The organism is Oceanobacillus jeddahensis (assembly GCF_000750635.1).
GTDB lineage: Bacteria > Bacillota > Bacilli > Bacillales > Amphibacillaceae > Oceanobacillus > Oceanobacillus jeddahense.
Map to the genome: position 1 here is coordinate 958,068 of NZ_CCDM010000001.1, position 20,730 is coordinate 978,797.

A 20,730-nucleotide genomic window follows, 5' to 3' on the forward strand; every position below is an offset into this window, starting at 1 on the left:
ATGTTTACTTTAATTTTATAATATCTAGTGTTATTCTCAAAATGCAAGATAATATAAAATAATTAATTTTGTATGCCTTTTCATAAAGGTTTTATCATCGAACGGAGTGAGGATATGGTTGTATCTAATGCAGTAACAGTACAATCAGTTGACCGGGCTATTCAAATAATTAAGAAGCTTAAAGAAAACCCGGATGGAATTGGTGTAACTGATCTATCTATAATACTTGGCGTTTCCAAAAGTACTGTACATAGATTATTGATGTCTCTTTATCAAGGTGGTTTTGTCAGGCAGGATTCTATAACAGACAAGTATAAGTTAGGCTTTCACTTTTTAGAAATAGCCGATGTTGTTCGTGAAAATTTGGATGTTAGAAATATAGCAGCACCACTTCTTAATGAACTTTCGTCAATAACAGGGGAAACAGTGCATCTAGTAATCAGGGATCAGGATGAAGTGGTGTATATTGATAAAGTAGAAAGTCCGGAAACGATAAGGATGTATTCAAGAGTAGGGAAAAGAGCACCGATGCACTGTACAGGTGTTGGAAAAGTTTTTTTAGCTTATTTATCTATGGATGAAGTTAAAGAAATTATAAAAGAAAAGCCATTAAAAAGATTTACCAGTAATACGATATGTTCGCAAGAAGACCTAATTAAAGAATTAAATTTAATCCGGAAAAATGGTTACGCAATCGATGATGAAGAACACGAACTAGGAGTAAAATGTGCAGCAGCACCTATCTTGAATTTTAAAGGTAATATTACAGCAGCATTAAGTGTGGCTGCACCAATAATGCGGATAGATTCTGAGAAGTTTAGTTTAATGACCAAACAAGTGATAAAATATTCTAATGAACTTTCTGAATTGATAGGAAGTTACAAATAACAAAGACATCATAAAAAAATAGAATTTAAATAAATTGAGCTTATAACGCTATCTCATAATTAAAGAAGAAAGATGAAGAAGAGCATCTTTATATTTATTTAGAATTTGAAGATGATTCAAACACAAACTATATTTTAATTTTTACCCTCAATAAGGAACACCGTTCCTTATTGAGGAACAAAATAAAAATTCTTTGAAGGTGGTGATTATCCTAATAAAGAGTGTGAAGTATAAATATTGTAGTATGACTATGGTTAAATTTATTAATAAATGGGGGTATCAAAAATGAATAAAAAACTTTTGATAGGTTTACTTGCTCTAATAGTTTCACTTTTAGGTTGCAGTTCTGAAAATTCTGGTGACGGAAGTAGTGCGGATAATTCTGAAGTAGATTATCCATCAAAAAATATTGAGATAGTTGTCCCTTGGTCTGCTGGAGGCAGTAGTGACCAAACAGCTAGAGCTTTAGCTGAAGCAATGGGGGAATTAGTTGATCAAAACGTAACTGTTGTTAATAGAGAAGGGGCTGGCGGAACAGTAGCGACTACTGAATTTGCTACTCAACAACCAGATGCCCACCAAGTGATTTTTAACGCTGTGGGTGTTTTCACTACTCAACCTCACTTACAGGAAGTTCAATATTCCATTGATGATTTTAAAGCGGTTTCAGGTTTAACTTATGAACCTATTGTTCTTGTTGTTAATGCTGATTCCGAATGGGAAACCTTGGATGATTTAATTGAAAATACTGATCAAAGAATTTCATATGCTCATTCGGGTGCTGGAGGTTTACCAGATTTAGCACAAGCGTCGTTTTTTGACCAGGCAGGTATTGAAGCGGAAAGTGTAGCCTATGAAGGACAAAATCCTGCAATCACAGCTTTACTAGGTGGTCACGTTGATATAGCAGCTGGTCATCCAGGAAGTCTTATGCAACATGTAGAATCAGGGGATTTACGTATATTAGGAGTTTTCTCACCTGAAAGGTTTGAAGATCTACCAGATGTACCTACATTTGAAGAAAAAGGTTTTGACATTGATATGAGTGTTTGGAAATTTTTACTTGTGTCCCAGGAAGCTTCAGATGAGGAAGTTGAAGAACTGACGAATATTGTTGAAGAAGCAATGGAAAGTGAAGAATATCAGGATTTCTTAGATACTGCTAACTTGACACAGGAAGAAATTACCGGGGAAGAAATAATAGAACAGTTAAACGAACAAAATATTGAGCATGGAGAAATTATTGAGGAAATGGGACTCTCAAATTAATAAAAACATCTTGGGAGACTGAGGATATATGATTAATAGACAGGGGTTAACAGTAGGAAAAATATAATATTTACCACTATTTAGAAATTATAAATTATTCTTAGTCTCTCATTATCCTTAAAAGTAGGTGATCAAAAATTGGTTACTAAGAAGCAAAGAGAAAGGTATATTTGGCTGGTATTTTTAATTGGCAGTATTTTGTTATGGAAAGTTATTATTCCCGGCCAAATTCAGACAGATCCAAACGCGGGAGTTGCTGGACCTGTTTTTTTACCAACTATATTAGCGGTGACTATTTTAATAATAAGTGGTTTATCTTTTATTAGTACTTTTATAAACATTGGCGGGGGACAAGCAGATAAAGAAGAAAGTAAAAACCCAGATGATAAAGGAAAACCTTTAGTTGGTATTATAGTTTTTGCTATCACATTGGGTTACACGTTTTTAATGGAATATATTCATTTTACATTTGCTTCTATTATTTGTATGTTCTTGATTATGTGGGTATTGTCAGTTCGTAAATGGTATTTATATTTGGTTATGGTAGCTTTAATTTTCCTGCTTAAATTTATCTTTGAAGACATAATGTACATTAATTTACCTTAATAGAAGAATTAAAAGAAAAGAGGTGAGACAACATGGGAGATATAATTTTTAATAGCCTATTATCTATATTTGAATGGCATAATCTATTATTTATTATGCTTGGAGTAATAGCTGGGTTTATATTTGGCTCTTTGCCTGGTCTTACTGCAACGATGGGAGTAGCTCTTATGTTACCTTTAACATATGGGTTGGAGCCTACAACAGCAATGTTGTTCTTGCTCGGAATATATTGTGCAGGTACTTATGGCGGTTCAGCTGCTGCAATTTTAATTAATACTCCAGGAACTCCTGCTTCCGCCGCTACAGTTGTAGATGGTTATGCTTTAGCAGAACAAGGAAAAGCTGCTCTGGCATTAAGAATAGCGTTACTTGCTTCAGTATTTGGAGGGGTTTTCAGTGCTTTAGCACTTTTATTAATTGCTCCACAACTATCAAAGTTTGCTTTAAATTTTGGACCGCCAGAATTTTTTGCTTTAGCTGTATTCGGCCTTACCATGATTATAAGTGTAAGTGCAAATAATTTAAGAAAAGGAATTATTATGGGGATATTAGGAATTCTTATTTCTACCATTGGTTTAGATCCAATCAACGGTACCCCACGTTTTTCCTTTGATAACCAATATTTAATAGCAGGAATAGATCTTATACCAGCACTAATAGGTTTATTTGCAATATCAGAAATTATTAAAAAGTCACAGACTGCGCATATTACAAAACCAAATGAGATGAGTAATATTGATAAAGTAGTAACTTCATTTAAGAGTTTACTGAGAAAGTTTAAGAAAACGATGCTTAAATCAAGTGCAATTGGTACTTTTATTGGGGCAATCCCCGGCACTGGTCCTGCAATAGCTTCATTTCTAAGTTATAACGAAGCTAGAAGATCATCCAAAAATAAAGAGGAATTTGGTAAAGGATCTTTAGACGGAATTGCAGCTTCTGAGGCAGGTAACAACGGAGTTACAGGTGCTACACTTATTCCCTTGCTTACTTTAGGAATTCCCGGAGACACTGTAACTGCTGTTATGTTAGGAGCACTGATGATGCAAGGTTTAGCGCCTGGACCCCAGTTATTTGTGGATTACGCTGACGTTATGTACACTATAATGTTTGGGCTTATTTTGGTGAATATTTTCATGTTAATTCAAGGGTTATTTGCTACCAGGGTGTTTGCAAAAATTAAAGATGTACCTATAAATCTACTTATACCTATTTTGTTAATGCTGTGTTTTCTCGGAAGCTTTGGTGTAAATAATACCATGTTTGATGTGAAAGTGATGTTAGTATTTGGTTTGTTAGGTTATATTTTACCGAAGTTAGGATTTCCTATAGTTCCTATGTTACTAGGAATCGTTTTAGGGCCGATTGCTGAAACTGCATTTAGACAATCTTTGGCAGTATCTGATGGAAGCATGATGATTTTTGTTACTAAACCAATTGCTTTAATATTCCTTTTATTTGCTGTTGTTTCGGTAACAGTGCCAGCGATCAAGCCATATATTACTAAATTGAAAAAAGCAAAGTAAATTGGAGGGAAGATATATGAAAATATCAAATATTACAACCCATATACTATCTAAACCATTAGATGAACCATTCTCATTTTCACAAGGGTGGGTTACTAAAAGAAGTACGGTGATTATTGAAATAGAAACAAATGAGGGGATTACTGGTTGGGGTGAATCACTTTGTCATGGATTGCAGCCTCCAGAAATAGCGGCATCTTTTGTAAATAATTGTTTCAAACCATTATTGTTAGGAAGAGACCCCTTCGACGTAGAAGTGCTTTGGGAGGAAATGTATAATACCACAAGGCCATTTGGGGGAGGAGCTGCGGTTAATGCAATAAGTGGAGTAGATATCGCATTATGGGATGTAATAGGAAGAGTTTTAAATAAACCGGTAAGTAAATTAATTGGCGGTACATTTCGTAATGAAATAAAGCCATATGCTACTGGCTTTTATAGAAAAGAAGGCAGATCTTATCCAAAAGCAGGTGTAGAAGAAGCAAAAGAACATTTATCTAAAGGGTTTGATGCATTTAAATTGAAAACTGGTTTTGGGGTAGATGACGATATTGAGTATGTTACAGCAATTAGAGAAGCTGTCGGTAAAAAACCAAAAATTATGCTTGATGCAAATTGTGCATATAATTCTTCCCAAGCAAGAAGGTTGTTACTTGAACTTGAAAGTGCGGATATTTTCTTTTTTGAAGAGCCTTTGGCACCTGAAGATATGGAAGGCTATAAGGAAATTAAAAATTTAACAAAAACCTATGTTGCTGCAGGGGAAAACTTATTTGGAAAGATTGGCTACCGTCATTGGATTTCACGAAAGGCACTTGATATTATCCAGCCAGATCTTTGTTCGTCCGGAGGATTTACGGAATGTAAAAAGATAGCTGCTTTAGCCCAGGCCTGGAATATGTCAGTAGTTCCGCATGTTTGGGGATCTGGAATTGGTTTGGCGGCTTCGATGCAATATATAGCAAGCTTGCCTAGCGCACCTTTATCTTTAAATGCTGGTGAAATTTATCTAGAGTATGATCAATCAGATCATCCTTTCCGCGAAGATCTAATTTTTAATGCCATCCAGATGGAGAATGGAAAAGTAAACATATCCCAAAACCCAGGTATCGGTGTAGAAGTTAACAGGGATATTATTGAAGAATATAAAGTAGATGTATTTAAATGAATGGAGGGCACAAATAATGAAAGAACAAAAAGTTATCATGTTTGGAGTTGATGGATTAATACCTGAGCTGATTTTTAAGTTTTCCAGGGAAGGATACCTACCAAACATTACTCAATTGATGCAAGAAGGATCAACGACAGAGTTACTTCCGTATATATCAACTTGGGGAGACGTGAATTGGGTATCATTTTTGACGGGTCTAGCGCCAGGGAATGCTTGGAAAGGTCAGTCGCTTCCTAAAGGTAATGATAACACCCTTCTAGGATTAGCAAATTCAGAAGATAAAAAGTGTGCACTTGTTCACTTTCCACAAACTATCAGTACAAATGATACTAAACACTTCAGTTTTGCTCCGTTTTATGGTGGAAAGGAAGATCCTCCATTTGAATTAGCAACACCCAGAGTATTTAGTACTTGCTTAAATAAATGGCCAAAAAAAGAAATAAGGGAATCGTTAGGGTGGCCAAGAACGTCTTCTTTGGCACACCATGAAAAGAATAATCGTTCACCGATCATTAATGAACAAGGAAAACTATCTTTTCATATGCAATTTACAAATAATATTGAAAAAGAAGTTATTATTTTTTTGATTAATGAAGATAAGATCCGATTAGAATTTGATAATGCAATATCTGTGGAAATAAATAAAAATAATTGGTCAAATTGGGTTTGGCTGAACCTATCTAATAATGTGGGAGGATGGATACGGTTCAAGCTAGCTGGATATAATCTGGAAAAACAAGAATTAGATATAATTCAATCTCAATTATTACAAACAGATAATATATCTAACCAACAGGAACTAGGAGAATATTTATTAAAAAAAAATGGTCCTTTTATTCAATCATGGACAATAAAAGCATCTCCGGATGAATTTTATCACGATAGTGGTTTTGAAGAAGCAGAGTACCAAGCTGCTTGGCTGGCGGATAGTGCAATTGAATTAATAAATAACAAGGGATTTGACATGTTTGCAACTGTATTCAGACTAAACGATGAGACACATCACACCAGTTTGGGACAATATGACCCGTTTTCACCATTTTATAAAGAGGAACTGGCGCCAATATATGAAGAGAATATACGAAAGAGCTATATTATTCTTGATGAAACTATTGGTAAATTACTGAGGAATAAGGATGAGGATACCACAGTGATTTTAGCTTCCGATCACGGGGATGTGCCTAATAAATATTTCTGTGATATCTACCTGAGATTGGCTGAGTTTGGATTGTGTACAATAGATGAAGAAGGAAATCCCGTTCTGGATAAATCAAAAGCTATTCTTAAAGATGAAAGAGGCGGGTTGGAGATATTCGTAAATTTAAAAGGAAGAGAAGCGAACGGAATTGTCCCGGAAGAGGATTATGAATTTGTTCAAGATTCTATTTATAAAGCTCTGTCAACGTGGGTATACAAAGAGAAACAAGTAAGTGCTTTAACTTTAAAAAAACAAGATGCCTCTATAATAGGTTACTGGGGATCAGATATGGGCGATGTAATATTTGCATATAATCTTGGTTTTGTTTGGGGAACTAATAAAAAGGACATTATCGCTGAAGTGTCAGTACCTGGAGCAAATCACGGTCCACAAATACCTAGTTCAAAAACAGAGCATTCATCTAATTTGGGAGTATTCATTGCTTCTGGTAAAACGAGCAACAAAGGATATAAGAGGAATATAGTAGAGAATGGTCCATATTTAATGGATGATGCAGGAAAGACGATAGCTGATTTATTAGGTATAAAAGATACCTCAACACTCGATGGTCGTTTTATGACTGATTTATTTAGTAAATAATTATATGCAGAGGAACGAGGGTTATTTATGGATGTAGTAACGTTAGGGGAAAGTATGGTTTTGTTATCACCAGATTTATACGGGTCTCTTAGATATGTAAATTGTTTTACTAAAAGGGTAGGCGGAGCAGAATCAAATTTTGCAGTGGCTCTATCGAGATTAGGACATAAGGTAGGCTGGGTCAGCAAACTTGGAAATGATGAATTCGGTCTGTTTATCCGTAATGTAATCCGTGGTGAAGGTGTTGACACTACGCAAGTGCTATTCGATGACAGGTATAATACAGGGATATTTTTTAAAGAAAGGACATTGGGAGAAGATCCTAATGTTTATTATTACAGAAAGAATTCAGCAGCAAGTACATTAAGTATTGAAGATCTAGATGCTGCTTACTTTAAACAAGCAAAGTATATTCATTTAACCGGGATAACCTTAGCTCTAAGTCCTGCAAGTAACAAAGTAGTCAAAGAAGTAATAAAAAAGGCAAAAGCAAATCATAAACAGACTATTGTATTTGATCCAAATATTCGTTTGAAATTATGGACGGAGAAAGAAGCGAGAAATGAAATAATTGATATAGCTAAAGACTGTGATATTTTTATGCCTGGTATAGATGAAGGTGAATTATTAACTGGCAAAGAAGAACCTGAAAGCATTGCCGATTATTTCTTGAAATTGGGAACTGGTTTAGTAATTGTAAAATTAGGATCAAAAGGAGCTTATTTTGCATCTAATGAAGGAAGTGCCTATGTACCTGGCTATAATGTTAAGAATGTGGTTGATACGGTAGGAGCAGGGGATGGATTCGCAGCCGGCGTTATCTCTGGGTTGCTCCGTGGATGGAGTTATTATGAATCAGTAAAACTGGGAAATAGAGTTGGAGCAAGTGCATTGGAAGTGGAGGGTGATTTCGAAGGTTACCCTTACTGGGATGAAATAGATCCGAATAATACGAAACTAACGGTAACGCGCTAATGTATAAATAGTTATAGGGAGGTTATAAATTGTCTGATAATATACTCGGTGAATTGATTGATTCTAGAATTGTAGCGGTGGTAAGAAGAGTGAATCCTGATAAAATTGACAGACTTGTTCATTCATTCATTGATTGCTGGTGGAGTAACAAATATAGAGATAACGTTAGATTCGGAAAGAGCATTAGAAAAAATTAATAATCTTAAAGAAATGTATGGTAATCAAGTTGTTATTGGAGCAGGAACTGTATTAAATGAAAAACAAGCAAAAGAAGCTATTATTGCAGGAGTTGACTTTATTTTTGCTCCAATATTAGATAGAAAAACGATAGAAGTTACAAAAGAAAAAGGAAAAATAATGATTCCTGGTGCATTTACACCAACAGAAATCTATCAAGGATATAGTTGGGGGGCAGATATTATCAAAGTTTTCCCTGCAAATATATTAGGCTCACAATTTATTAAAGATATTAAATCTCCACTCGGCGAAATACCTGTTATGCCTACAGGTGGAATCTCTCTAAATAATATAAAAAGCTTTTTTGAAGCAGGTTCTGCAGCGGCTGGAGTAGGAGGATCATTAGTTAAGAAAGACCTTATTGAACAAGAAAAGTGGGAAGAAATAATTAAACTAGCTGGGGATTTTCAAGAAATCAGTAAGCCAGTAATTTAAAATACTATGTGTCGAAAGAGTTTAGTAAGTTATTAAAATAATTACGACCACTAACTATTCTTCTATCTCCATGTTATTTAATGGTTTTAATTAATTTTCTACGTAATGTTATTATCTTTAACAATTAATAAAAATGCCCTGCAGTTTATGATTATATAAATTTGTAGGGCTTACTATTTGTAAGCTGTAAGTAATCAATAAGCAAGTGTATTGAAAAATAACGTAAGAGGAAAAAATAGATTAAGGTCTATTTTTTATTGAATCAAACATGTGTATATGTTCATATTTTAAAGTATACTAAGATAAGTAAAGAATGAAAAAGTGTGAGTATTTCAAGACATTATAGTCTACCTATACCAATAAGGAGCTAATTAGTGTTTTAATTTAAAGTGGAACCCAAACTTGTAAATCCCATTACTGCAGGTGGATTTAACTGCTTAAAAGGAAAATTACCTTGGGTAGATTTATCAAGAATGTTGACTACCTTATAAAGAGGTTATTGAGCAGCTTTTTAACTTATATGTGGAATTCTTAAATGATGAGCATAAGACTAATTTCCATTTTGGACTAACTAATAATATAGAAAGCTGCGAAATATTTGAAGAAAAGCGCCTGAAATGTTTAATGACTACTTTCAGCGATTCTAAGGATGATTAGCTCACTAATCAGGGATCGAACTATATTTGGCAGCACTATACTAGTGTTGTGTCCTGTATTCATGAAATTGAATTTTATAACGGAAAGAAAAACTCAAAACTTTTACAGCTCTATCGGTTTTTATTACGTATCATAGTTCAATTTAAGTGGTGCGATTAATGTTGAGCATGTACTGGGAGCACTAATAGATGATTACTTAGAAATAATAATTGAAATAGTATAGTATCATTAATAGAAATATCGGTAGTAAAGCTCAATAAGTCATTTTAATGGTTAGATTATATGACTTTATAGTACCTTAAAGAGTGCATAACATAATGAGATAGAGGTAGTCGCGATGAAAAAATATAGCTTTATTACTGTGGGACTGGGACTGGCTGTGATTATTGTCATACTGCTGGCCACTGGGTCTAAGGTAAATGATACGTACGAAAATTTTGAAGATCTCCGTCAACATGAGCGTCAAGACGAGGATTATCGTATTCGTTCAGAAAAAGGTAACCCTGATGTTCTATTTATAACAATTCATGGTGGAGGAATAGAACCTGGCACGACAGAACTGGCTGAACAGTCAGCTTTAGCCGGTGAATATTCCTTCTGTTCTTTTCAAGGGATAAAATTAACAAATAATACGGAGCTGCATATTACTTCCACCAATTTCGATGAAGCAGAAGCGTTAGCTCTTGTGTCAGATAGTTTATATACGATATCTTTCCATGGGTACGGAGATGAAGAGGAAAAACACACGTATATAGGAGGCCTCGATGAAACGTTATCCCAATCCATTGAGGACGAGCTTAAAAATGCGGGGTTTTCCGTAAGTGACGCGCCAAAAGAAATTGACGGAAGAGAAAAGGATAATATTGTTAATAAAAATAAACGGGAAAAAGGAGTTCAGTTAGAAATAAGCACTGCCCAAAGAAAAGCTTTTTTTGAGGATGATAATTTCTTGGCTGAAAACCGGGAAAATCGGACAGAAGAGTTTGAGCGTTATATAGAGGTTGTTCGGAAGGGGTTGGATGGTGTTTAGGGGTGGTTTGATAAATAGGCGTATACATATATTCTATCTGTACTTCATGATTAATTTTACTTTTTGTATAGTAGTTTTCTAACGTCTAAAAACTTGAGTGCGTTATAATAAGTTAATCTTAATTTTTTCTCATGTGTGTGAGGAGATTTTATATATGATAAAAGAGAGAAGGAATTAATGATATGCTCGTTCTCTCTTAAAATTTATAAAAGCATTTAAATATTTTATTTGATAAAGGAATAAATAAGCAGCAAAACCCCAATGGTTTTCGCTGCTTATTTTAATTGCGTTTCCTTCCCACAATGAACTTTTTGAAAGACTTGTCCATTTAATACGAAAATTCAATTAGTACACTTTTTGCAGATACATAGTGAAAATGAATGTATTAATTCAAACGTTTATTTACTTTATAGTGGACTTATATCTTGAAAGTGCTTTCAATATATAAGTTGATTGGAGGAAAGGAAATGAGTAATTCATGGTTAGAGTTAGAAGATAAAGTTGCTATTGTAACAGGAGGAGCTTCCGGTATTGGTTCGCAAATTTCAGCAAGTTTGGTGAAGAATGGAGCAAAAGTTATTGTCTCGGATTTAAACGTTAAAACAGGCGAGCAAACAGATGGAACGTATTATATTCAGTGTGATGTAACAAATAAAGAAAGCGTTAACAGTATGGTTGAAAAAGTAGTAGATTTGTTCGGGAAAGTAGATATTTTGATTAATAATGCTGGAGTGAATCTACCAAGACTTTTAGTTGATGCTCAAGGAGAACAACCAGAATATGAGTTAGACGAAAAAGATTTTGACTTTATGGTTAATGTAAATCAAAAAGGACCATTTCTATGTGCGCAAGCAGCTACTAGGGAAATGATTAAAAGGAAGCAGGGCGTGATTATTAATATTACTTCCGAAGCAGGAATTGAAGGATCATTAGGGCAGAGTTGTTACTCAGCTACTAAAGGAGCTGTAAATGGTTTTACACGATCTTGGGCAAAAGAGCTTGGAAAGTTTAATATTCGCGTAGTAGGTGTAGCACCGGGAATCAATGAAAAAACGGAGATGACAACAAAGGAATACAATGAAGCTTTAGCTTATACAAGGGGTACAACTGTAGAAGGTCTAAACACAGACTATAGTAAAACAATACCTTTAGGAAGAGTCGGGGAATTAAATGAAATCAGTGATTTAGTTACTTATTTGGCTTCTGAACGTTCTAGTTATATAACTGGTACAACAGTAAATATCTCTGGCGGTAAATCTAGAGGATAAAACTATTCACTATGATAGTTAATCTCTTTTATAAGTTTGAATAAGATTATCGTTTGAAGATATTTACTTTAAAGTAACGATGAGGATGACTTCATTAACGATTACTTAGTATAACTTATAAGAGGAGATGTATTATAGATGGCAATGTTATTTGATAATGATAAAGCGGTCCAAATTTTACATGAATGCATGAAAAGAAAGTATATATCTCTTGAAGATTTAGCAACCAAGCTAAGTGTAAGTACCCGAACAATAAGAAATTATATCAAACAGCTAAATAGCGATTTAAACAGTGTTGCTTATATAGAGAATATACGGGGTAAAGGTTATCGTTTGTTTGTTGATGATAAAAAATACTTTCAAAATATAATAAACCAGATCCATGAAGAAAGGAAGAACCATGATTCTTTCCAAAAAAGAATAGCTATTATCATTGGCAATCTAATGAATGAAAATAAAAAGAATACATTAGATGAATTAGCCTTTGAGATGAACATTGGACGAACCACTCTTGTTAATGATTTAAAAAAGGCTGCTGTGGTATTGGATACTTATCAATTAAAAATCATAGGGAAACAGAATAATGGGATGTATTTAGTTGGGGAAGAGCAATCTATTCGTTTTTTTATTCTGGAGCATATTTACGAATTCTTATATGGTAGATATTCTCTTGATCCAGATATTGAAGAAGCTATATTATCTATTGCTTATAATCATGATTTTGATAAGGAATCAACTGAACTTTTAATGAAATCGGTAACAATTTTACTTGATAGAGTGATAAATAATTATTTGATTGAAAATATTGATGAAAAATTTACAAAGCTTATGCATACCAATGATTTTCAGATAGCAAGTAAGATTAAACAAGTTATTGAAAAATTGTTACCAATTGAAATTCCATCAAAAGAGATTCTGTTTATTACCATTCCAATAGCTACCCGACGGACACCAACGCGGACAAGTTCCATGATTGATATTCAAATAACGCCTAAAGTACAAAAGATATTAGACATTATAATGGAAAAAATGTCATATGAACTTAATATTGTCTTGGATAATGAAGAATTTCTACATGATTTCACTTATCATATGACATTGATGCTAAATCGTATCATATTTGGCATTCATATCAAAAATCCAATAATCAATGAAGTAAAACAGAAATATCCATTGTCTTATAAAATGGCTGAAATCACGGGAAAAGCAATTGAGGAAGAATTTGATGTAACAGTTTCTGAAGATGAACTCGGTTATCTTTCTTTTCATTATGGTGTATATCTAGATGAACATGATGTACAAATTAGGAATTTAAATAAAGTTGCTATTGTATGTGAGACGGGAAGAGGTACAGCTAAACTAATTTCTATTCAGCTAAAAAGAATCCTTAGTTCGAAAACAAAAGTAGATTTATATTCTCATTTAGATGCATCAGCAATTAATTTATCAAAGTATGGTGTCGTTTTTACTACCATGCCTCTTCCCTTCGCATTACAGATACCTGTAATTGAAATTAGTGAAATTTTTGATGAAAGCAGAGTAAGAAAACAAATAGAAGAAGCTATTTATTTAAATGGAGCAAGAGCAAAAGAGGACGAAAATTTAAAATTAAATTGTTCTTTACTAGGCACATTACTTCACAAAGATAAACTTTTTTATCTATCTAGTAAAAAAGGATACATGGAAAATATGAATGACATGGCAAATTATTTAATAAACGAAGAATTTGTTGATGAAGGCTTTGTTGATCGTCTAAATGAAAGAGAAAAGAAGTCTACGATGGTATTTGATCGTTTAATTGCTTTTCCTCATACGGTTCATTATCAATCAAATAAAGTTGTGCTTTCCCTTGGTGTAATAGATGCACCGGTTAAGACACGAACAGGAAAAAAAGTTCAATTAATTTTTATGTTAGGTTTACCAGAAATGAAAGCGTATGACGCCTCATTACTCGTACCTATTTACGACGAAATGTTAAAGATATCAAGCAATGAACAAGAAGTATTAAAAATTGCTAAGACCAAATCTTATGAAGATCTACTTGCCGTTTTAGATAATTCATCGTTTTCATGAATTTATAATTGATGCATAGCTTTGTACGTATTTTAAATGAAGAAATGAGGAAATAGCTTATGTTTTTCATTATTTTAATCATTATTTTGGCAGTAGGCTTTGTCATCCAATATTTATTTGGATTTGTACAAATCAAACATTTTACAAAGCACTATACCGAGCTTAGGGAAAAAGGCAGAGTAGCAATTGGTAGACGCCCCGCAATTATCCGGTCGGGCACGCTCGTTTTATTTCAATTAAATAATAAAAATGAAATTGAAGAAGCACGATATCTGCAAGGAGTCACAGTATTTTCACGTTTTAAAAGTTTAAAAGGGTTGGAAGGAAAGAAAATCAATAAGCTTCGTAAAGAAGACTTTATGGCCTACAATAAATTACTAAAAAGAGCAATTATCGATGCGCAACATACGTTTAATATTGTTCAAGCAGGAGGAGAAGTGGAACGAATTCCGTCTCCGATGATGAAAGTAGTGAAGAGGGTAAATCAAATGTTTACAAAGAAAGGGGTAAAGAAACATGGATTTTATAGTTAAAGTAGCAGAAGGATTTATTAACTTGTTTCAAACTGGAGCAGATACATTTATTGACTGGATGGGTTCGATTGTCCCCTTAGTACTTATGCTGCTCATTGCAATGAATACGATTATTCAATTAATTGGAGAAGATCGTATTAATAAAATTGCTCAAAAATCATCAGGAAATCCATTACTAAGATATATGATTCTCCCGTTTCTAGGATCTTTTATGTTAGCAAATCCAATGGTGCACTCTCTTGGCAGATTTTTACCTGAAAAATATAAGCCAAGCTACTATGCTGCTGCTGGACAGTTTGCTCATACAAGTAATGGAATTTTTCCACATATTAACCCGGCAGAGCTATTTATTTTCTTAGGGATTGCAAATGGGATTCAACAATTAGGATTACCGATGACAGATTTGGCAGTCCGTTATTTACTAGTAGGTCTAGTAATGAACTTTGTCGGTGGTTGGATTACGGACTTTACAACAAGCTATGTAGAAAAGCAGCAAAAAGTAAAATTAAGCAAAAAAGTTCATATAGAAGGGTAGGTGTAGACGATGAGTAAAAAAGTAAAAGTTGTTAAGGGCCCTGGTGGATTTGGAGGTCCACTTGTACTTGGTGTCAATGGAAAGAAAGACAAATTAGTGTATGTAACAGCTGCATATAAACCTGCCATTGTAGATAAGCTATGTGAAATTACTGGAGCTTCACCAGTAAATGGATTTGAAACATCAGTACCAGAAGATGAAATTATGGTAGCCATTGTTGATTGTGGAGGTACTTTACGCTGCGGTATTTATCCACAAAAAAGAATTCCAACAATTAATATTATGGCTACAGGAAAAAGTGGCCCTTTAAGGCAATATATTACGGAAGATATTTATGTATCTAATGTAGATGTTGATCAAATAAGTGTTGCTGAAGAAGATGAAGAGAAGAATGTAGTAGATGAAGAAGCTTTCAGTCGCCCTTCTAACGAATCAGAAGAGGAAGAAGAGAAGCAGTCAACCTATTCTAAAGACAAAAAAATTATGGAGACAAAAGCAGAGCAAGATAAACAGAGCCTGCTTACAAAGATTGGACTAGGAGCAGGGAAAGTAATTAATACATTCTATCAAGCAGCTCGAGATGCAGTAGAAACCATGCTGCATACGATCCTTCCTTTCATGGGATTTGTAGCTTTGCTAATTGGTATTATACAAGGATCTGGAATTGGCGATTTATTTGCAGATATCATGTCTCCTTTAGCAGGTAATATCTGGGGATTGATGGTTATTGGTTTTATTTGTTCCCTCCCTTTTCTAAGCCCATTGCTTGGACCTGGTGCGGTAATTGGACAAGTATTAGGAACCTTAATTGGCGTTGAGATTAGTAGAGGGAATGTTCCACCTAATTTAGCTTTACCTGCATTATTTGCAATAAATACACAAAATGGCTGTGATTTTATTCCGGTTGGTTTAGGGTTAGCGGAAGCAGAAACAAAAACCATTGAGGTAGGCGTACCATCTGTCTTATATTCCAGGTTTTTAAATGGTGTACCAAGGGTATTTGTTGCCTGGCTAGCAAGCTTTGGATTATATCAATCATAATTAGTTAAGTAAAGGATACGAAATAATTTATTTAAACAACTCAGATCAAGGGAATATAAAAGTATTTAGTGATATAAATATATCATTCCCTACGCATACTTTGTTGGATGGAGGTGGAAGACATAGTTTAAAAATCTATGTCGTTAATATGGAAGTGATCTATCAAACTGTTATTAAAGACACAGGAACAAACGCAAATGAGTTTTTAGAAGAAAAGATGGTGATTCTTTTTGGTGAGGAAGCACCAGATGATTTAAAAGACTTTTGTTATATTGTTAATGTTTCACCTGTAAAAGGAGAAATTAAAGCAGGACAATCTATTTACATTAATGAGGAGAAGTTTAACATTACATCCGTAGGCACTATTGTTAAACAAAATTTAGAAAGTCTTGGACATATTACAATAAGATTTGATGGTTCTGAAGTACCTGAATTATCGGGAACTTTATATTTAGAATCAAAAAATATTCCATCCCTGGGTACCGGTACACAAATTAAGATTATTGCTGACTAATCAAGTTATCCATAACCATATATTTATATTGCAAATATGAGTAATCATAGAATATTAAGGAGATATATATGACAAAATTACAATTAGCCTTAGATGATATTTCGATAGAACATGCAGTAGAGTTACTTGAAAAGGTGGAGGGATACATAGATATTGTAGAAGTAGGCACCCCATTTTTGATGCAATATGGTCTTCAGACTGTAAGAGAGATTAAATCTAAATTTTTCAAATTAGAGGTTTTGTGCGATGCAAAAATCATGGATGCTGGGGGTTATGAAGCAGAAATAGTATATGAGGCTGGAGCAGATTATGTAACGGTATTAGGAGTTACTGATGATTTAACGATTAAAGAATGTATTGTAAAAGCACGGGAATACAATAAAAAGGTAATGGTCGACATGATTTGTGTCCCAGATTTAAAGTTACGATTACAGACACTTGAATCTTTAAATGTGGATGCTATTGCTATTCACACAGGAGTAGATCAACAAGCTATAGGTAGAACACCATTGGATGATTTAAAAGAAATAAGTGAATATGTAAAAGAAACCCCCATTGCAGTTGCTGGTGGTATTAATCCCAAAACGATCAATGCGTATATGCACTATCAACCAGAAATTGTTATTGTTGGTGGTGGAATAGTGAATGCAGAAGACCCAGCCACAGCAGCTAAAGAAATTTCTCGATCGATAAAAGGAGAATAAATAATGAGTATAAAAGAAAACACAAAAATTATTATTAAAGAATTATTGCATAATACACAATATCAAAATGATGAGGAATTAAATGAATTAATGACTGCTGTTAAAGAAGCTAATCATATTTTTCTGGCTGGATCTGGAAGATCAGGAATTGCGATTAGGGGTTTTGCAAACCGGTTATTACATCTTGGGTTTTCAGTCAGTGTAGTCGGAGATGTAACAAATCCTCATACACAAGCAGGAGATTTATTAATGATTGGTTCTGGTTCAGGAGAGACAGATAGTTTAGTATCTATGTCAAAAAAAGCAAAGGAAAATGGTGTGAAAATTGCACTGATTACTATGGATAGTAAATCGACCATTTCACAATTAGCCGATGTGACAGTTATTCTTCCTGGTGTTTCTCCAAAATTAAAGAATGCAGGGATTGATATATCTTCCATACAGCCGGGAGGAAGCGCTTTTGAGCAGATTTCTTTTCTAACCTACGATGCCATTATTCTAGAATTGATGAAAGAGTATAAGGAAACGACAGGTTCTATGTTTGAAAGACATGCTGATTTAGAATAGTATGGGCAAATTCATTATGGTATAGCAAAAAAATAATTGTTTTCTTAAAATAAGAATAAAGTTAATATATGAAATGTAGAAGCGTGGTATCTTCATCAATTCATGATAAAGATACCACGCTTTTTTATATTTTTGAGCCTTCTGTTATGCGAAAGCGAAAAACTTTCACTGTGAGATAAAAAAGCTCCTTCAATGGCAAGATAAAATTGTTTTCTTGACCACAACATAGTAAAAAAATCTATGGTACTATACATGCAAGTAACGTGTTATGTTAGATGGCTGCTGCACAATCGCTTATTGAATTATACAACAGCCCGGTTTGAAGTTCTTAAAAATCATCTAATCATTTACAAAAAGTTTTAATTTTGCAATAAAATTATAATAAAGGGCGACCTAATATAGTATCTAATGTTTCAGTGTATTCCATGCTTTTTTTATCAATATTATATTCTTCTTGGTCGTCATCATTATCTATGGTATTGAAAAAATCCTTGGCTACGTCAAAAACCTGAGAATCAAAATCAGAGAAATCTAAATCATCCTCATCAATATAATTATTAAAAAAAGAAAATCTTAATTCTTTAAACAAATGCTCCTGATAATTTTCAACTATTTCCTCAGTAACAGATTCGACTTCATCTTCAATGCTTATTGAATCCACTAAATCTAAAAAGCTATCTGCGTCTTCAAAGCTGTCTATTTTACTTTGTAACTGTTCTTTTTTATAGTTTGAAATTTGTGCAAATAAATTTAATCCGGTTTTTTCTTCAGAGAAATTAATGAGTTCATTTTGAGACAGTCCTTCATTATAAAAGTCTAATAATAATAGGTCTAAATTTTTCGCTATATTATCTATATCAACGTCTTGGAATATGTTGTTTATTAATAACCTATTTGAAGAAGAAAATAATAACTCATTTAAAAAGATGGATTGTGCAGTTTTATTATTAGAATCGTAAAGGGATTCAATTAAACTATCCCAGTGGGATGATAAGAACAGAGGTGGGGCATCATTATGATATTCACCTTTAAATATATATAATAGATCTCTATATTCTTTCTCACTGATAAACATGTTATTTTCTTTAAAAATTAAATTCAATTTCTCACCGGAATAAGAATATTTGTCATAGTAATAATCGAAATTATTTTTAATTCTCCGATACAAGCCTACTCCACCTTCTATTTTTAAAATTTGCGCCAAATATTTTGTTTCATTAGCTATTTTATTGAACGCAGGTTTTAATCCAGATTTTTTTGTTGATAAGTAATCTATAATTGAAGGATTGGCAAAATTTATAGTTTCATTTTCAAATGTTTCATCATTTCTAATAACAATCCAGGAATCTTCTAAATCTTCTTCAATTTGCTTCAGGTCATATGCTTTATCCATTTTCAAAAGATTAAAAGCGTCTTCTAACTGGCTCAATTTTACTGGATAATTTTCAAAACAATATAAACTCAATAAAAAGTATTGAGCTCCATTCGATAACTTTCTAAAAAGTTCATCATAAATTCTAGAGGGGTTATGTAAAGAATTAATACAGTACTCATAGTAATTACCTGAACTTTCTACAGATTTGCTTGCTATTAGACTAATTAATCTAGGATTGAAATTCTGATGTTTTATAATTTTGAGATAGTTTTCATTTTCAATGATATCTTTATATTTTTCATTCATTATTATTTTTTCATCGAGATTTTTAGTACTAAATACTTTTTCTATATTTTTTCGAAAAATGTAAGCTTTTTCTATATCGGTATAATTAGACATGTTTATAGTTATTTTTTCTTCTTTTTTTCCATCTAGGAACTCTCTAAATTCTAAGTTGTCACCTTTTGCTGTATTTATAATTTGAGTACGTGAATTCAATATTACATATAAATTTTCAGAGTAACGTAAAATAGAGTATAGATTTCGCAACTTTTTTATTTGTTGTTCAGAGGCATCGAGAGTATTTCTGCCCAAAAAATCATCAAATATTACAAGTAATTTTTTTGATTTTTCATCTCTATAAATCTTATTGAATAAATCTATAACTTCTTGTACTTCAGCAATACTTCTCTCGAGAATTAAATATTTACTATCTTTTCTACTTGTAAAAAGATTACCTAGCATTTTACAAGTTGTTGTCTTTCCAACACCTGGGTTTCCAGTAAGAATAACTAACCGATATTTATCTATAGTTTCATATGCATTATACAAAACTGCAGTTTCTGTATAATATTGTGCGTCAAAGTCTAAAAAATAGTTCTTAGACTCTCTTTCAATATATTCTTTGTTACAATTTTCTAGCTGTTCAATCAGTTTTTTTCTTTTAGATTATATAAAACAAAAGTTTCATGAAACTTTTGTTTATCAGCTAAATCCTGTAACAATACTCCATCAATAATATTCTTATCTGAAGGAATGAGGGACCCCGCATAATCGCGAATTTCTTTTCTTGCCAGAGGGTTTAGATCCATGCTTGTTACAATCACATATTCATAGTTATTATTCCATTCATACTTTTTAGCTGTATTTCTAATTTTATCAATTTCTCTTTTTACTATTTTTTTAAAACTATTAAGTGGAGTTCTTGATTGATATCTTTTAGCCTGTACTACTATAGTAGGTGAATTAATATCATCTAATCCATCAATTCCATCATCTTTACCTTCCCCAAACCCAATGATTTCTTTCCCCAAAATAATAGAAACTATTCTTCTGGCAAATGCTTCAAAGTCCGTAGGTGTTAAAAATTCTGTAGGTAATCTCATATCTATCTCCCTCAAATTTTATATACCTAAACAATAGATGATATAGTCAAAAAATTCAAGAAAATATATTCAGGTTGTATTATTAATAAATAGAAGCACTGGTTTTATTAAGATTAATTGATTCCAAATAACTTTATAATATG

At 33.1% G+C, this 20,730-nt stretch carries 19 protein-coding genes; 17 read left to right on the forward strand and 2 right to left on the reverse strand.

Features of this window, described 5'->3' with window-relative positions:
• The first annotated feature begins 114 nt into the window (after nucleotides 1-114).
• The 17 genes from BN986_RS04225 (at nucleotide 115) to hxlB (ending at nucleotide 17,827) form a co-directional block, all read left to right on the forward strand.
• Nucleotides 115-888: an IclR family transcriptional regulator gene (locus BN986_RS04225; RefSeq protein WP_040978393.1), complete on the forward strand. Its 774-nt coding sequence runs from the start codon at nucleotides 115-117 to the stop codon at nucleotides 886-888.
• A 285-nt stretch (nucleotides 889-1,173) separates the two neighbouring features.
• A complete protein-coding gene (locus tag BN986_RS04230) occupies nucleotides 1,174-2,157 on the forward strand; it encodes a tripartite tricarboxylate transporter substrate binding protein (RefSeq protein ID WP_040978394.1) in 984 nt (327 codons plus the stop codon).
• Between the two features lie 138 nt (nucleotides 2,158-2,295).
• A complete protein-coding gene (locus BN986_RS04235) occupies nucleotides 2,296-2,763 on the forward strand; it encodes a tripartite tricarboxylate transporter TctB family protein (protein WP_040978396.1) in 468 nt (155 codons plus the stop codon).
• 32 nt (nucleotides 2,764-2,795) lie between these two features.
• Entirely contained in the window at nucleotides 2,796-4,289 is a 1,494-nt protein-coding gene (locus BN986_RS04240; protein WP_040978398.1) for a tripartite tricarboxylate transporter permease, read from the forward strand.
• A 16-nt stretch (nucleotides 4,290-4,305) separates the two neighbouring features.
• Complete coding sequence (locus tag BN986_RS04245) at nucleotides 4,306-5,457, forward strand: mandelate racemase/muconate lactonizing enzyme family protein (protein WP_040978399.1); 1,152 nt, start codon at nucleotides 4,306-4,308, stop codon at nucleotides 5,455-5,457.
• A gap of 16 nt (nucleotides 5,458-5,473) precedes the next feature.
• A complete protein-coding gene (locus BN986_RS04250) occupies nucleotides 5,474-7,258 on the forward strand; it encodes an alkaline phosphatase family protein (protein ID WP_040978400.1) in 1,785 nt (594 codons plus the stop codon).
• A gap of 27 nt (nucleotides 7,259-7,285) precedes the next feature.
• Nucleotides 7,286-8,233, forward strand: coding sequence for a sugar kinase (locus tag BN986_RS04255; protein WP_040978401.1), 948 nt, complete (start codon nucleotides 7,286-7,288; stop codon nucleotides 8,231-8,233).
• Between the two features lie 129 nt (nucleotides 8,234-8,362).
• Nucleotides 8,363-8,905, forward strand: coding sequence for a bifunctional 4-hydroxy-2-oxoglutarate aldolase/2-dehydro-3-deoxy-phosphogluconate aldolase (locus BN986_RS04260; protein ID WP_198136778.1), 543 nt, complete (start codon nucleotides 8,363-8,365; stop codon nucleotides 8,903-8,905).
• A gap of 994 nt (nucleotides 8,906-9,899) precedes the next feature.
• Complete coding sequence (locus tag BN986_RS04265; protein WP_040978402.1) at nucleotides 9,900-10,592, forward strand: poly-gamma-glutamate hydrolase family protein; 693 nt, start codon at nucleotides 9,900-9,902, stop codon at nucleotides 10,590-10,592.
• Nucleotides 10,593-11,059: 467 nt separating this feature from the next.
• A complete protein-coding gene (locus BN986_RS04270) occupies nucleotides 11,060-11,860 on the forward strand; it encodes an SDR family oxidoreductase (protein WP_040978403.1) in 801 nt (266 codons plus the stop codon).
• Between the two features lie 138 nt (nucleotides 11,861-11,998).
• On the forward strand, nucleotides 11,999-13,933 hold the full coding sequence (locus BN986_RS04275; RefSeq protein ID WP_040978404.1) for a BglG family transcription antiterminator: 1,935 nt from the start codon (nucleotides 11,999-12,001) through the stop codon (nucleotides 13,931-13,933).
• A 59-nt stretch (nucleotides 13,934-13,992) separates the two neighbouring features.
• The gene (locus tag BN986_RS04280; protein WP_040978406.1) at nucleotides 13,993-14,466 is read left to right on the forward strand and encodes a transcriptional regulator GutM; all 474 of its coding nucleotides are present in this window, start codon (nucleotides 13,993-13,995) and stop codon (nucleotides 14,464-14,466) included.
• Entirely contained in the window at nucleotides 14,450-15,001 is a 552-nt protein-coding gene (srlA, locus tag BN986_RS04285) for a PTS glucitol/sorbitol transporter subunit IIC (RefSeq protein ID WP_040978407.1), read from the forward strand. Before BN986_RS04280 ends, srlA begins: the two co-directional genes overlap by 17 nt.
• Nucleotides 15,002-15,010: 9 nt before the next feature.
• The gene (srlE, locus tag BN986_RS04290; protein WP_040978409.1) at nucleotides 15,011-16,042 is read left to right on the forward strand and encodes a PTS glucitol/sorbitol transporter subunit IIB; all 1,032 of its coding nucleotides are present in this window, start codon (nucleotides 15,011-15,013) and stop codon (nucleotides 16,040-16,042) included.
• A 148-nt stretch (nucleotides 16,043-16,190) separates the two neighbouring features.
• Nucleotides 16,191-16,556 carry a PTS glucitol/sorbitol transporter subunit IIA gene (locus BN986_RS04295; RefSeq protein WP_040978411.1) on the forward strand — a complete coding sequence of 122 codons (366 nt, stop codon included), beginning with the start codon at nucleotides 16,191-16,193 and terminating at the stop codon, nucleotides 16,554-16,556.
• A 68-nt stretch (nucleotides 16,557-16,624) separates the two neighbouring features.
• Nucleotides 16,625-17,260 (forward strand): 3-hexulose-6-phosphate synthase, encoded by a 636-nt coding sequence (gene hxlA / locus BN986_RS04300; protein ID WP_040978412.1) that lies wholly within the window; start codon nucleotides 16,625-16,627, stop codon nucleotides 17,258-17,260.
• A 3-nt stretch (nucleotides 17,261-17,263) separates the two neighbouring features.
• Nucleotides 17,264-17,827 carry a 6-phospho-3-hexuloisomerase gene (hxlB, locus tag BN986_RS04305; protein WP_040978413.1) on the forward strand — a complete coding sequence of 188 codons (564 nt, stop codon included), beginning with the start codon at nucleotides 17,264-17,266 and terminating at the stop codon, nucleotides 17,825-17,827.
• A 376-nt stretch (nucleotides 17,828-18,203) separates the two neighbouring features.
• Here the strand turns inward: hxlB and BN986_RS04310 are convergent, their stop codons facing one another.
• Both BN986_RS04310 and BN986_RS04315 read right to left on the reverse strand, forming a co-directional pair.
• Nucleotides 18,204-20,135: an nSTAND3 domain-containing NTPase gene (locus BN986_RS04310; RefSeq protein WP_148417063.1), complete on the reverse strand. Its 1,932-nt coding sequence runs from the start codon at nucleotides 20,133-20,135 to the stop codon at nucleotides 18,204-18,206.
• Nucleotides 20,132-20,587, reverse strand: a complete 456-nt coding sequence (locus BN986_RS04315) for a restriction endonuclease (protein ID WP_040978416.1) — start codon at nucleotides 20,585-20,587, stop codon at nucleotides 20,132-20,134. Before BN986_RS04315 ends, BN986_RS04310 begins: the two co-directional genes overlap by 4 nt.
• Between the last annotated feature and the right edge of the window lie 143 nt (nucleotides 20,588-20,730).

Coding starts and splice junctions, on each gene's coding strand:
- srlE (WP_040978409.1), top strand. CDS start 15,011: ATGAGTAAAAAAGTAAAAGTTGTTAAGGGCCCTGGTGGATTTGGAGGT.
- hxlA (WP_040978412.1), top strand. CDS start 16,625: ATGACAAAATTACAATTAGCCTTAGATGATATTTCGATAGAACATGCA.
- BN986_RS04250 (WP_040978400.1), top strand. CDS start 5,474: ATGAAAGAACAAAAAGTTATCATGTTTGGAGTTGATGGATTAATACCT.
- srlA (WP_040978407.1), top strand. CDS start 14,450: ATGGATTTTATAGTTAAAGTAGCAGAAGGATTTATTAACTTGTTTCAA.
- BN986_RS04225 (WP_040978393.1), top strand. CDS start 115: ATGGTTGTATCTAATGCAGTAACAGTACAATCAGTTGACCGGGCTATT.
- BN986_RS04265 (WP_040978402.1), top strand. CDS start 9,900: ATGAAAAAATATAGCTTTATTACTGTGGGACTGGGACTGGCTGTGATT.
- BN986_RS04295 (WP_040978411.1), top strand. CDS start 16,191: ATGGAAGTGATCTATCAAACTGTTATTAAAGACACAGGAACAAACGCA.
- BN986_RS04240 (WP_040978398.1), top strand. CDS start 2,796: ATGGGAGATATAATTTTTAATAGCCTATTATCTATATTTGAATGGCAT.
- hxlB (WP_040978413.1), top strand. CDS start 17,264: ATGAGTATAAAAGAAAACACAAAAATTATTATTAAAGAATTATTGCAT.
- BN986_RS04275 (WP_040978404.1), top strand. CDS start 11,999: ATGGCAATGTTATTTGATAATGATAAAGCGGTCCAAATTTTACATGAA.
- BN986_RS04245 (WP_040978399.1), top strand. CDS start 4,306: ATGAAAATATCAAATATTACAACCCATATACTATCTAAACCATTAGAT.
- BN986_RS04270 (WP_040978403.1), top strand. CDS start 11,060: ATGAGTAATTCATGGTTAGAGTTAGAAGATAAAGTTGCTATTGTAACA.
- BN986_RS04280 (WP_040978406.1), top strand. CDS start 13,993: ATGTTTTTCATTATTTTAATCATTATTTTGGCAGTAGGCTTTGTCATC.
- BN986_RS04315 (WP_040978416.1), bottom strand. CDS start 20,587: ATGAGATTACCTACAGAATTTTTAACACCTACGGACTTTGAAGCATTT.
- BN986_RS04255 (WP_040978401.1), top strand. CDS start 7,286: ATGGATGTAGTAACGTTAGGGGAAAGTATGGTTTTGTTATCACCAGAT.
- BN986_RS04230 (WP_040978394.1), top strand. CDS start 1,174: ATGAATAAAAAACTTTTGATAGGTTTACTTGCTCTAATAGTTTCACTT.